The organism is Limosilactobacillus vaginalis DSM 5837 = ATCC 49540, assembly GCF_000159435.1.
Lineage (GTDB): Bacteria > Bacillota > Bacilli > Lactobacillales > Lactobacillaceae > Limosilactobacillus > Limosilactobacillus vaginalis.
In genome coordinates this window covers 247,429-260,907 of sequence record NZ_GG693412.1, presented here as the reverse complement: position 1 = coordinate 260,907, position 13,479 = coordinate 247,429, and the positions used below count along the sequence as shown (strand labels likewise).

Sequence of the window (13,479 nt, the reverse complement as noted above, 5' to 3'; positions counted from 1 at the left end):
GACCTATCGCCTAGGAGAGAGGTCGTTATCTTGAGGGAGCTTAGGCTGAGCGCGTTTCGACTATGTTGCATTCGAAGCATTAGGGCGAACACATTTTGACTATGTTGCATTCGAACATTAGGCGGAAGTTGCGGTCACGGCGAACACATTTTGACTCAGTCGCCTAGAACCTCAGCTACCCAATCCTCACAAATTCAACCATCAAAGAAAGGATCAATCATCATGAACCTCTTACACCTTAGCCATATTAAACGAACATATAATGCTAATTCAACTCACCCAGTTCACGCACTCAAAGATATTAGCTTTGACGTTAACGCTGGTGAATACATCGCAATCATGGGTGAATCTGGCGCTGGAAAAAGTACCTTGTTGAATATCATCGCAACCTTAGAAAAGGCTAGTGCCGGTGAAATTTTATTAAACGGGCAAGATTTAAGCGATCTGACCGCTGACGAGGCAGCTAAGTACCGTCGCGAACACCTTGGTTTTATTTTCCAGCACTTTAATCTCCTGGATAGTCTTTCCAACCGAGATAACATTTACCTCCCGTTGGTTCTAGCCCAGGTTCCCGTAGCAGAAATGGCTAAACGGGTTAAGCCGCTTGCTAAAGCATTAGGGATTAACAAAATCATTGATCGTTTTCCAACAGAAACATCTGGTGGTCAACAACAACGGGTAGCAATTGCCCGGGCATTAATTGCTCAACCCGATCTCCTGTTAGCTGACGAACCAACCGGTGCCCTTGATTCAAATACCAGTAATGAAATTCTTGATCTCTTTGATACTGTTAACGGTAATGGACAAACAATCATCATGGTTACCCATAGTGCTGCCGCTGCTAGTCATGCTAAGCGAACTCTTTTTATTAAAGACGGCAGAATTTACCATGAATTATTCCGTGGCGATGACTCGCTTAAGGAATACCAAGAGCAGATTAGCAATACAATGATGACCCTTACGAACGGTGGTGAATAAGGATGCTGTACTTTAAATTAATCAATTCTAGTTTTAAGCGAAACATGCGGAGTTATGGTCCCTACCTAATGGCGACCATTATGCTTGTCGCTATTAACTACATCTTTCTTGCAATTGAAGCTAACTCAAGCTTAAAGAAACTTAATACTGGGGCTGTTACTTCAGCAATGTTGGATCTTGGCTTCAAGTTCATTTTCCTCGTTACCTTAGCATTCCTAATCTATGTCAATCGCTTTCTTTGGCAGCAACGGAGCCGGGAGATCGGCCTTTATAGCATGTTAGGAATGACCAGTCATAATCTTCAACTCCTGACAATTATCGAGAAGTGCTATTTAATGGTCATTAGCCTAGTTGCCGGATTAGCCTTCGGAATCATCTTTGAAAAATTAGCCTTCCTTGGTTTCGGCTATCTTTTAAATATTGGACACATCTCTCAACCGTGGTTCGTTTCATCAGCAATTACTAAAACAATTATTTTAACCGGATGCCTTTTCGCGATCATTATGGTGATTGATCTAGTCAAACTTCACCGGTTAACTCCAAACCAGCTCCGGCATCCCGAAGCAGTAACACCAAAACGTCATGGCATTTTATATTCAATCGCCGGGATTTTAGGCTTTGCTCTTTTAATCTGGGCATACTACATTACACTCACAATTAAGCCCAAGATTTCTGCTATCTCACATTTCCTTTTAGCAGTAATTCTATTAGTAATCGGTACCTACCTAGTGTTTATCATCGGGAGCATCATTCTCTTAAAATTACTCCAGAAAAACAGCCACTTCTACTACAAGCCTCGCCATTTCATTGCTGTTTCCGGAATGATTCAGCGAATGCAGCAAAATGGCGCCAGTCTTGCCACTATTTGTTTGCTTTGTAGTTCAATCCTTGTAATTCTCTTCACTTCAATTACCCTTTACGTTGGGATTGGTAGTACGGTTAAATCCTACGCTCCAGAAGACGTTGTAATTACAAGCAATCAAGGATTAACAAAAGAGCAGAAAAGAGTAATCAACACCAGTGCTCGTCAGCACCACGCTAAAATTAATCATTACCTAACTTACAAAATGACAACTCCACAGTATGGCTACTGGCGGGATAACAAATTCATTAGTCAGGGCAGTATTCAAAAAATGGACAGTAAAGCCAGTAGTTCAGTAATTTTATTAACAACTAACGAATATAATCGCATCACTAATCAGCATGTTCATCTCACGGGTAATGAAGCATTAACCTATACCAATAATAAGGGGCATGACGGGACGCTGATCGTTAACAATCAAAAGTATCATGCAAGAAAGCTTCAGCACTTCTCAGGATACTTCAATCCTGATCATAGTATTTATACCCCGACCTTTATTATCGCTAATAAGCTTCCGAAGTCCTTACCATTAACCACCGTAACCACCTTTAATTACCAATTATCAGGAAACCAAAAGCAACGAATTAAATTTGAAAACGCCTTACAAGCAAAGCTCGGGATTAATAACCTTTCATTTACCGGCAAGGCAACGATCACGTCGTTGATTAACAGTCTCTACGGCGGACTAGTTTTCGTTGGGATCCTTATCAGCTTGGCACTAGCGATCACAACAACAATCGTCATCTACTTCAAGCAAATTTCTGAAGGGTATGCTGACCGGAAACGATTTAAGACAATGCAACAGGTTGGGCTTAGTGAAAAGGAAACCGTTAAAAGTATTCACAGTCAGGTCTTAATGGTCTTCCTTCTTCCCGTAGTTGGTGCAATCGTTAACCTTTGTTTTGCCATTCCGGCAATTCGGCAAATCATGATTCAACTTAACTTCTACAACCTTCCGCTAATGATCACTGTGGGAATAATTGTAGCAATCAGTCTCCTTATCCTTTACCTTATTCTCTATGGATTGACTACCCGCACATATCGTCAAATTGTTGATGGCCAGGTTGAGGAAAATTAATCTCAAAAAAGCTCTTAGTATTACCAGATTCAGCGTACTAAGAGTTTTTAATTTGTTCACCTATTGATTAATGAACCCCCCCATATAGAATTAAGGTGAATTCAACTTATTGGGGAGATGATTCAATGCTAACCGTGAAGAATCTTAATATTTTCTATGGTCGTAAGCAGATAATCGAGAATGCTTCATTTAGTATCAAGCCGGGTGAAATCGTGGGTTTAATTGGACCGAACGGCGCAGGTAAAACAACCATTATGAAAACTCTTCTGGGTCTAACAAAATTCACCGGATCGATTACTTTTAACAATCAGCCCATTACTGCCAATAATCACAAGGCTCTACAAAATGTTGGGGCCTTGATCGAAAATCCTGCAATTTACCCATTTTTAAGCGGAAAGGATAATCTCTCCCTATATTCAACTGATAAAGGTGAGGTCGCTGAATTAATCACTAAACTACAAATGAATTCCTATATTCAGCGTCAGGCCAAAAGCTATTCAATTGGGATGAAACAAAAATTAGGGATCGCATTAGCTCTACTTAACCATCCCCAGTTTGTGATCTTAGATGAACCAATGAATGGTTTAGACATCGAAACTACCATTCTTATCAGAAAAATAATTCACGAGTATGCACACAAGGGAACCGCATTTCTTATTTCAAGTCATGTTTTAAGCGAACTGCAAAAGGTAATGACTTCCGTAATCATTTTAAACCAGGGACATATCATTATGGATGTCCCCGTTTCCCAATTTCAAGAAAGAGACAGTCAGCAATATCGCTTGGTAACCACTGATAATCAAACCGCCATTAAATTATTAACCGCTAATTCCATTACTGTAATCCCTACCTCTACTGGACTAATTGTTAATAAGGATGCACTCTCTCAAATTCAACAAATACTATTCAAGAACCAGGTCTGGTTACGGGAACTTGTTCCTAATGTCCCATCTTTCGAGAAGAAAATCATTACTGTCCTTAAAGAAAGGCGGGAGAATTCAAATGGGAAATAATTTGTCACAAGAAATTTATAAATTCACTCACCAGCGAACTTCTCTTTACGGCCTTCTTATTATGATCGCGCTAATGCTTTATAGCAGCATTCCTGCATACAAGGTTAACCCCTTCTTGATCACTCAGGGATTTGGGGCTATTCAATGGTGTGCGATTATTATGGTTGCTGTCAGTGCTGATTCTATTTCAATGGAATATCGTAACAACACAATGGTCACACTTCTTTTTAAGAGTAACCACCCGTTTACCATTTACCTTGCTAAATTGATTACTCTAGTGGTTTATGGGATTACTTTGTTATTGGCTGGCTTTATTTGCTCACTGATTTTGATGCTGCTTCTAGGAAATAACTATTCGTGGTCTGACAATTTTCATGGTTATTCCCTGATTACAGCGTTAGGGTATAACTTTCTAGGCGCTTTTATCTACCTACTGTTTACCATTTCTCTCTCACTACTTTTGGTTATCTTGTTGAAGTCAAATTCAATTGTCATCATTATTGGCCTTGCAGTCGATTTTTTGGGAGCTAATTTTTCTGGGCTATTAATGAATATCCTTCCGAAACAATTATGGGCGTGGAACCCGCTTAATATGATTAACATCATTGTTCAACTATCTAATCAAAGTGTAATTAAAATTACCCATCTCAGTAATTTTGAATTATTTCTCGGTAATGGTTGCTATACCCTACTATTCATTATTTTGGGACTGTGGGCCTTTAAAAACTACCAAAAATAGGGAGGGACAAGTATGTATCCCGAATTACATCGTGAACTTTATAAACTCAGTCACCGCAAACTCACTTGGTGGATGCCCGTGATAATGATCGGCCTAATGATTATTATGGGATTAGCAACGGGGAGAGACTATTCCAATTTGCTTGTGATGACCTGTTATAATTCCAGCGACATTATTATGCTAATTCTTGTCATCCTTGGATCAACTATTTTTTCAACAGAATTTCAAAACAATACGATCCTTGCACTGATTTATCATTCATCGAGCAAACTAGCTACCTTTATGGCAAAGTACATTGCACTATTTATCTATAACGTAGCCCTTCACCTTTTAGCAATTATCTTTACCGTTCTTTTAAATATTATTCCGCTTCTCAATGCACCAGTATCATGGACAAGTATTTATAAATACCATCAGCCACTAGTAGTAAACATGCTAGCGACGACTGGTATTGACATCATAACTTCAACCTTAATTATCAGCTTACTGTGTCTCTTCTCTTGTCTGATTAACTCCGATGCAATTGTTATTGCGATTAATGCGATTATCATTTTTATGGGGAGAGGCTTTTCTGCAAGTTTACTAAACGCTAACTTGGGAATTGATCAAATCCTCAAGTGGAACCCCCTTAACATGACTAATCTCACAACTCAATATTATAATTACGCATCCTACCATCCCACTTCCATGCTTTCTAACAGCTAACTCTTCTGGGGAACTTGCTGCTATATCGTTTTGATTTCAGGACTAGGATACTTAGCGTTTAGAAGAAAAAGATTTTAAACAAATAAACTTCTAGAGCTTTACAATTAAGTTCTTGAAGTTTATTTTTACTATTCTTCTTTGATTTCTTTTTGGTAAGCTGCATAGGTGATTGGATCAAAACAGACCATCTCAACTTCATCGACAACCTGACTCGTTTTAAGAAAATCACGGATTGTTGTGATGGCAATGTGAGCAGCCCGAGCTAACGGAAAAGCATACACTCCAGTACTAATAGAAGGAAAAGCTACCGTACGACAATCGTTTTCTTCAGCAAGCTGCAAACTATTCCGGTATGAATTAGCTAACAATTCGTCCTCGTCATTAGTACCGCCATGCCAAATTGGTCCCGGCGTGTGGATAACGTACTTTGCTGGCAGACGAAAGCCATGTGTAATCCGTGCTTCACCGGTTGGACAACCATGAAATTTCAAACAAGCAGCGTACAATCCAGGGCCAGCAGCCCGATGAATCGCTCCATCAACACCACCGCCACCAAGTAACGTTGTATTAGCAGCGTTGACAATCGCGTCAACGTGAACCTGAGTAATATCTCCTTGGATTGCTTTGAGCTGGTGCATTTTTCTCCCTCCTGTCCTGATATTTTTTATTATAGAACTTAAGAGGAACTAAATCCCCTCTTTCAAAGATTTAATTCCTCTGTCGATTCTTACTGTTCAATTTTGGATTTAAATTGCGGATATAGCCAAATTGTAGCGGTAACGCAAAAGCCAAATAAGATATATCCCGTAACCCTTCCAGAAACATATCCTAAATAGTTATGGATATCTCCTGGCATTACTGAAAGTGACGAAGCAGTTAGCTCAAATTGCATCACAGCCAAGACAAGCCAACAAATATAGAATCCGTACTTCATCTTCAACCTTTTCCAGTCAATATACTTTAGAAGAACAACCGTATTGAAAATTAGCGCTAATACTAATACCCACGTGAACTTTCGCAGAGTTAAGTTACCCATTATCACAGGCTTTGCTAATAAAATTACTGACATAATAACGTTAATAATGTAGCTAAAGATAAAAGTCCGCCGTTCTTTTTTATTTATTTCATGTTCTTGCTTATAGCTATCAATCATTTTATGATCCTCCCGTAATAAATCATCTAAACTTACACGGTAGAGGTCACTAATTTGAACCAACATAAAGATATCTGGATAACTTCGGCTATTTTCCCAACTGGAAATTGTTTTTCGTGAAACATTTAGCCTTTCAGCAATATCTTGCTGGGTCCAATTATTCTTCTGTCGATAAGATTTCATTTTTTGAGCAAAATTCATCTCCAATTTAACCTCCACCGATATTAAATTGATTTCCCGGGAAATAATTCTGATACTAAGATAACCAAAAGTACGTTAAATGTCACGCTAAGCATCGTGGCAACAAAAAAGTTCCACTTGTCTATTCTCGCAAGACAAGTGGAACTTTTTGAACTTACCTTAGAAGTAGAAGTGCCGCAATCAGTGCTACTGCAGCATAGCTAAAACGTGCTCGCCAGGAACTTGCTAGAGCTAGCAGTTCTAATGCAACATTACCAAGGACTGTTAGCCGTGACCGCAACTTCCGCCTAGCTATCCCGTCCTTGATTGCAAGCCAATCATCGTCCGGGATTTTCTAGTGCTCAGTTGCTAATTCGTCACGGCTCACACACTCACCAAATATTCACCCGATCCTCAGGGGCTTTGAACATCGGATCATTAGGTTGGATGTTGAAAGCGGAGTAGAAGTCATCGAGGTTTTCGGCTTGGATATTAGCCCGGAGTTTTTGCGGAGCGTGAACGTCAATGGAAAGTAACAGTTGTTCATACTGCTTAGTGGCTTTCATTCGCCAAATTGTTGCCCAGTTAATAAAGAACTTCTTGGCGTCAAAGTCATCTTCTTGCTTGGCAGCCTCTAAGGCACAGCTCAAGCCACCGGCATCAGCAATGTTTTCGGAAACAGTCAACTTCCCATTAACCTTCTGACCAGCAAATTCAATTCCATCAAATTCTTTGATCATCTTTTGTGCTAACTGCTTGAAATGGGCGGAATCTTCTTCTGTCCACCAGTTATTGAGGTTCCCTAATTCATCAAAAAGGGCCCCGTTATTATCAAAGGCATGCGAGATTTCATGAGCAATTACCGCACCAATTCCACCATAATTCTCACTACTACTTTGCTTTAGTGAATAGAATGGTGCCTGCAAGATTGCGGCCGGGAAGACGATAATATTCTTAAACGGGTGGTAATATGCGTTTACGGTTGCCGCACTCATTTCCCAGCGCATCCGGTCAACAGGCTTGTTCCACCGACTAAACATCTCACGATTTGCGACAATGTTAGCTTGATTGAGGTTTGCAATTAATGACTCACCCTCATCAATTTTAATTTGATCATAAAGTGCTGGAATCTTATCTGGGTACCCGACCTGAATACCCAACTTGTCTAACTTCAAGATCGCCTTATCACGGGTAGCCTTGCTTAACCAGTCATTGTTAGCTAGTCGGCCCTTGTATACCTTGATCATCTGCTCAACCATATGGTGGACGTCTTCCTTGGCTTGGGGACCAAAGTACTTTTTCCCGTAATAGTCACCCATTACTTGGCTAAAGACATCTCTTGCCAAGTAATAAGCAAATTTCCGCTGATTGATTGGCTTTTTACTACCAGAAAGTGCTCGACTATAACGACCGTTAATCTCCCGCATCTCATCATCAAGGTAACTAGCATTAGCCCGGATAACGTTAATTAATGCCCAACTCTTAAACAATTCAAAGTGATCCGTTAAGATCCCATTAAGCGCCTTAAAGTATTTTGGTTCGGTTACAATGACCTTTTCCGGAGTCGTTTTAACCAACCGTTTAATCACATCTGCCAGGTCAAGCTGATCAGTTGAACCTGCTAATTCTTCGACGGTTTGCGGATTATACATTTTACTGTAATCAGCCGCTTCTTCAGCACTTTTGACATTTGGTGCAAGTAAGGCATCAAATTTCTTAGCATTTTCAATGTGTTTAGCAGCCTCATCTTTGCTATAACCCAGCTTGTCCATCAAGGTAGCAACCATTGATGACCATAGTTTCAATAATTGATCGTGCTGCTCTTTCTTATCGTCTTCATAATAGCTCTTATCTGGCAAGATCAATGAAGGAGCAGAAGCAAACAGAGCATAAACAGTTGCATTCTTCATATCAGCATCAATATCAAAGACAACCGGTGACGGCATCCCCGCCATAATCCAGTTCCGCCATTGACCCTGGTATTCATCATATGACTTTAATTCTTCAATACTTGTAAGCATCCGCTTAAGGGGCCGGGGACCAACTTTTTTACGGAAATCGAATTTTTTAGCAACCCGGTATAGCTTTACCATCTCGTTGAAACGAGAATCATCGCTTTTTTCTTTTCCCTCTGCATAAGCATCTAGATCATCCATGAGTTGCTTATCAATCTCGTCAACAAGGTCATTAAAGCCTCCGGTTGCTGGCTTATCATCAGGAATTTTGGCGGCCTTTAACCACTCTCCATTAACTGCTTCATATAAGTCATTTTTTATTTCTTGTTCATTCACTGTCACGCTCTTCATCCTCCTTATCAGTCATACATTTATTATACTATTTTTAATTATCCGTTATCCATTAAAGGGCTTTAAGAGCTCGAACCGCGCAGCTCCACTAAACCATTGAGAATGCTGGCTTAATAATTGACCAACCGCTTGATAATCATCAAGGTTAACGTTCCCGATTATTAAGTGATGGTGTTGTAGCTGACGAGCTAGAATTATATCCGCAGCCATTACCCGGTCCTGAAAGAGCATCTGATTTCCCAGATCCCAATCAACGTTCAGGAGCTTGACTGCCCGCTGGTATTCTTTCGAATGGGTTAAGATCTGTTTCATTACTGTCGGCTTTAATAATTCAGTCATTTTATTTCCTTCTTTAAGCTAAGAACCCGCCCAACCGGACGTTGAAGTGATAAATCTGTAGTTGCCCCCGTTACCAACCAATCGACCTGGTGGAAATTGTACGGGTTAATCTTTTGCTCACCCCATCCATCAGTCATGATTACTACTAATGAGTTTGTCGGATTAATATGACGATCATGGAGAAAATCAAATATGCATTGAAAACTTGTTCCTCCGCCACCAACTCGGTGAAAAATAACCCGCTTGCCATTTTCAATATGTTGATAATGCTCAGAATGAACACGCGCATCAAACAGATAAATTTCCACCGGAAGATGATCGCTATTCGTCAAGTAACTAATCTGACTTAATATCTTTTCCAGCTCATCATCAGTCACCGATCCAGAGTTGTCAACAAAGACTAAAACTCGGGGAACAAGTCGGCTAACTGCTCCCGGAAGCTCCATCCGCCAGGGTTGACGTCGATTGAACCTGTATGCTGCTTCTTCTCTTCCCGCAGCTAATGTCCCTACTTGGCGGCTAACTAATTGCTGCCAAGTAAACCGACTATTTATCTGTGGTTTCAATAAAGTTGTTAAAATATCACCTGGTAATAATCCACGATCCTTTTTCGGAGTATTCATATATGCCTGATGCAAGATCTTCTTGAACTGAGCTAACCGCAATTGTTGAATTCCTGAAGTAGGTTGAGCATCCCCTAGTTGCCATCCCTGATGCGTTTCTTGAACCACCTGAGAAGACTTTGCCTGAGTATCCTGGTCTGCACCCCGTTTACCTTTTCGTCGTAGCTTCTGCCTATCTTGATCTGACAGATTTTTTAACAACCGAAGATAGCTACTCGAATCTTGATGCGGCAAAATTCGCCGTTGCAAATAACGTTGCAGTTTTTCTAGCGTCATTGTTTCACGGGGAACTTCTGGTAAATATTGATTAACAGCAATATCCGTTGCCAATTGAACTAGTTCTGGCGTAGGAGAATTAGCATAACGTAGCGGGTGTTGCCATAATAAATGAAGAGCCTCATGTTCTAACAAAATTACTACTTCATCACTTCGCAATTCGGCTAATTTTTGAGGAACTACCCTTAACTCAATCTGATCTTTCTGCCAAAAGAGACCCAAAGTTGCATCTTGTTCCTGAACAACCCGTCGCGGAACTTGCAGAAGAATTTCACCAAGGATCCGCTGACTCTGGAGAACCTGAATAATAGCTTGAGTAAGAACACGCTGAGTCATTTCATAATCTGAAGTATTTTTTCTTAATTGCTCAAGCATTTTTGCTAGTTGATTCATTCGCCACGGTCTCCATAAGTAGCTATTTGAGCACCAGTTTCGTACAATTCTGCCACCGCACCGGCAGGATCTTCTTTAGCGGTATTATACATTTTATTTAATAATTCATCGTCTTCACCGACTTGCTGGATAAGCGAATATTGGCCATCCGGACTAATACCGGTTAAGTATGAACTAAAATTGGCTGCCCCGCTATTCTGGGCTAACGTTTCCGGATATTTTCTAACCCATTCACGTAAGAGCGATAATTTATCTGCTTCTTCTAATTGTTGGAAGTCAGTTTCTAGTCCGGCTTGGTTTATCATATCGCTTACCTTTAAGCGAACCCCGTGAGCTTGAACAAATTTAGCAAACGAAACCCCAATTTCAGTTCCCAAATCACCGCTAAACAAGTCAGGTGCCAATTGTGCTTGTACTTTTCCGGGAAGCTTCTGTAATTGGTCCAAGTTCCGCGAAACTCGCTCCCACGCTCTTGGTGTTGGTGTTAAATCAGAGCCAAATTGATGCGGCTGAACTAAACGGCTTGGATATTGTGTTAAATATTCAATTACCAACGGGTTAATTTGAGAACGCTTATCCTGTCCACGGGGCTTTTTAGCCCACTCGAGCCATTCATTAGTCGAACTAGCCATTACTAAACGAACAGTCCGATCCTTAATTGCCGCATCACCAGTTGAAACCGCATATTCACTATTTTCAAAACCTTCCATCGTGTTATCCGGATTTTCGGCAATCACAATTTTAACTGTTTCCGGAAGACGCAAACTGTTAATTTGACGTTGGAGAACCAGATTCATCAGTTCACTCTGAACAGACTGCGGTCCCCGATTAAATTCATCCAGGAACCAAATAATAGCTCGGTTAGGATTCTCTTCAGCATAGCGAACGATTGACACCAGCGTTTCAGAATAACCAAACTGAACATTTGCTAAACGGCCATGATTTTTTGTTTCAACAAAGGAGTCGCTAGTCAGCGGCGGAACCGGAATTGCAAGATCTCCCTTTTCACTCAAACTAACTACGGTGGTATATAGTTTAGCGTCCATCTTTTTAGCAACTTCCTCTACTAAGGCGGACTTTCCTAAGCCAGCTTCACCCACAATGCTGGGAACATTTCCAGCGCGTAAAACTAATGGGACCGTAATCAGGAGCTGCTGATATGTCAGGGCCATTGCTATTCCTCCCATCCATGGTTATCTAAGTTCATTTCTCGCTTCCGCAAACCAGAAACGTAAGGATTTCCCTTAACATAAAAGCGGTATGGTTTCCGACCATCCTTACCCTTTAAATTCACCCCGATCCGGCTTGTCGTTGTAATCTCACGCGGCTTCCGACCAGCAGTAAGTTCAATCGTTAAGGGGCTTGTTTCTAATGGATGACCATCCAATTCTCGTGAATGAATTCCGAGTGCTTGAACCAACTTTGCGGGACCATTACTAAGATTAAAGCCACTCATCCCCCGATTAATTGTCATTTGTTTCTGATTAACAGTCGGTTCTAGTCCCCGAATAAGGACTCCCTGAGGCTCTTCGGCATCCTGAACAACTACGTCAAAGCAGTAATGCCCCCTAATCTGGTAAAGATAAATATTTCCCGGGTTACCATAAAGCGATTCAGAATAATTCGTTCGTCGACCATTATATGCATGTGAAGCAGAATCACTTTCGCCAAGATAAGCTTCAGTTTCCACAATTAATCCACCAGTTTTTGACCCATCGACACTAGTATAAGTAATTAGTTTTCCTAATAACGATCGGGCAATCTCTTCTGTAGGACGACCTGTGAAAAACCGTTGATATTTTGTTAGCATCCTTGATTCCTCCTCAACTTGTACTATTCTAAAAGTATCACTAATTAGAAGGGGATTCACTATTATGGAATTAAAGTTAGAAAGAATTTATACAAAGCCTGCTGACCTAGATGGCTACCGAATCCTTATCGACCGTATTTGGCCCCGTGGGATCTCTAAAGAAAAAGCACACCTTGACCGGTGGATGAAAGAAGTTGCCCCAAGTAACGACTTGCGGAAGTGGTATGGTCACGATGTTGCCCGCTTCCCAGAATTTAAGGAACGCTACCTGAATGAGATTGCAACTGCGCCTTCCTACTACAACACCCTTCGTGCAATTATTCAGGAAGAACTAAAATCCCAAAACGTCATTTTACTTTACGGTGCCAAGGATGAAGAACATAACCAAGCTGTGGTTCTTGCGGACAAGCTCGCATCTGATTTGGGAGTTAAGGTTCACTCAGTTAAAAAAAGCGAAAATTAACATAATCTCCTTAATGCTCTAAAGATAAACGCCAAAAATGGATTTTTAGCATTTAGATATCCTTTTTAAGCAACAATAACCTCCGAAAATCGATTTTCGGGGGTTATTGTTTTAAATTATGATAGTAATTATGCTAAAAATTGTACTTTTGGCCTTAACAGTAACTTATTTTAATAGCTTCAACCCTTGCTGCAAAACCGCATCATCCACAAAAGTCGTTAGAAAACGTTGAAGTGGCGTTTCACTATGACGATCTTTAAATGCCATTGGCTCAGCGGCAATAATAACGGCCATCAGATTATTTTCCGTTAACATCAATTGCCCGGGCCGTTGATATTTTCCCTTTGTATGTTTCCCGGTTCGCCAAATATGGATCTTGGCGTTCCCTTGTTGATCTACTTTCAGTTGATACTGACCGTTATCATCTGTCTCAACCGGAATACATGTAAATCGTTGAACTTCATACTTTCCTTTTTTACTCACTATTCTCTTCCTCCAGCCATAAGTTAACCTAACCATATTCTACTCTCCTCTAGTCCCGCTCACAATTAACAAAAAGTG

Annotated in this window: 14 protein-coding genes; 6 read left to right on the top strand and 8 right to left on the bottom strand. The window is 40.6% G+C overall.

What is annotated here, in order from left to right; translation table 11 throughout:
- Positions 1-222 precede the first annotated feature (222 nt).
- The 5 genes from HMPREF0549_RS01180 to HMPREF0549_RS01160 all read left to right on the top strand — a co-directional run bounded on the left by HMPREF0549_RS01180 (position 223) and on the right by HMPREF0549_RS01160 (position 5,375).
- On the top strand, positions 223-978 hold the full coding sequence (locus HMPREF0549_RS01180; protein WP_003716420.1) for an ABC transporter ATP-binding protein: 756 nt from the start codon (positions 223-225) through the stop codon (positions 976-978).
- Positions 979-980: 2 nt separating this feature from the next.
- On the top strand, positions 981-2,918 hold the full coding sequence (locus HMPREF0549_RS01175; RefSeq protein WP_003716419.1) for an FtsX-like permease family protein: 1,938 nt from the start codon (positions 981-983) through the stop codon (positions 2,916-2,918).
- A gap of 125 nt (positions 2,919-3,043) precedes the next feature.
- Entirely contained in the window at positions 3,044-3,931 is an 888-nt protein-coding gene (locus HMPREF0549_RS01170; protein WP_003716418.1) for an ABC transporter ATP-binding protein, read from the top strand.
- Positions 3,921-4,670 (top strand): ABC transporter permease, encoded by a 750-nt coding sequence (locus HMPREF0549_RS01165; RefSeq protein ID WP_003716417.1) that lies wholly within the window; start codon positions 3,921-3,923, stop codon positions 4,668-4,670. The genes HMPREF0549_RS01170 and HMPREF0549_RS01165 overlap by 11 nt, the downstream gene beginning before the upstream one ends.
- Positions 4,671-4,682: 12 nt before the next feature.
- Entirely contained in the window at positions 4,683-5,375 is a 693-nt protein-coding gene (locus tag HMPREF0549_RS01160; protein WP_003716416.1) for an ABC transporter permease, read from the top strand.
- Between the two features lie 128 nt (positions 5,376-5,503).
- On the opposite strand, the gene HMPREF0549_RS01155 is transcribed toward HMPREF0549_RS01160, so the two are convergent.
- From HMPREF0549_RS01155 to HMPREF0549_RS01125, 7 genes are all read right to left on the bottom strand, one after another.
- Entirely contained in the window at positions 5,504-6,013 is a 510-nt protein-coding gene (locus HMPREF0549_RS01155; protein ID WP_003716415.1) for an O-acetyl-ADP-ribose deacetylase, read from the bottom strand.
- Between the two features lie 89 nt (positions 6,014-6,102).
- Positions 6,103-6,729: a helix-turn-helix domain-containing protein gene (locus HMPREF0549_RS01150; protein ID WP_040530655.1), complete on the bottom strand. Its 627-nt coding sequence runs from the start codon at positions 6,727-6,729 to the stop codon at positions 6,103-6,105.
- A gap of 371 nt (positions 6,730-7,100) precedes the next feature.
- Positions 7,101-9,014, bottom strand: coding sequence for a M13 family metallopeptidase (locus HMPREF0549_RS01145; RefSeq protein WP_003716412.1), 1,914 nt, complete (start codon positions 9,012-9,014; stop codon positions 7,101-7,103).
- A gap of 45 nt (positions 9,015-9,059) precedes the next feature.
- Positions 9,060-9,353 (bottom strand): hypothetical protein, encoded by a 294-nt coding sequence (locus tag HMPREF0549_RS01140; RefSeq protein ID WP_003716411.1) that lies wholly within the window; start codon positions 9,351-9,353, stop codon positions 9,060-9,062.
- Complete coding sequence (locus tag HMPREF0549_RS01135) at positions 9,350-10,645, bottom strand: vWA domain-containing protein (RefSeq protein ID WP_003716410.1); 1,296 nt, start codon at positions 10,643-10,645, stop codon at positions 9,350-9,352. Before HMPREF0549_RS01135 ends, HMPREF0549_RS01140 begins: the two co-directional genes overlap by 4 nt.
- Positions 10,642-11,817, bottom strand: a complete 1,176-nt coding sequence (locus HMPREF0549_RS01130) for an AAA family ATPase (protein ID WP_040530649.1) — start codon at positions 11,815-11,817, stop codon at positions 10,642-10,644. Before HMPREF0549_RS01130 ends, HMPREF0549_RS01135 begins: the two co-directional genes overlap by 4 nt.
- A gap of 2 nt (positions 11,818-11,819) precedes the next feature.
- Positions 11,820-12,455 (bottom strand): DNA-3-methyladenine glycosylase, encoded by a 636-nt coding sequence (locus HMPREF0549_RS01125; RefSeq protein WP_040530647.1) that lies wholly within the window; start codon positions 12,453-12,455, stop codon positions 11,820-11,822.
- Between the two features lie 64 nt (positions 12,456-12,519).
- On the opposite strand from HMPREF0549_RS01125, the gene HMPREF0549_RS01120 reads away from it, so the two are divergent.
- On the top strand, positions 12,520-12,918 hold the full coding sequence (locus HMPREF0549_RS01120) for a DUF488 domain-containing protein (RefSeq protein ID WP_003716407.1): 399 nt from the start codon (positions 12,520-12,522) through the stop codon (positions 12,916-12,918).
- 165 nt (positions 12,919-13,083) lie between these two features.
- On the opposite strand, the gene HMPREF0549_RS01115 is transcribed toward HMPREF0549_RS01120, so the two are convergent.
- The gene (locus tag HMPREF0549_RS01115; protein WP_040530645.1) at positions 13,084-13,401 is read right to left on the bottom strand and encodes a DUF7671 family protein; all 318 of its coding nucleotides are present in this window, start codon (positions 13,399-13,401) and stop codon (positions 13,084-13,086) included.
- Positions 13,402-13,479 lie beyond the last annotated feature (78 nt).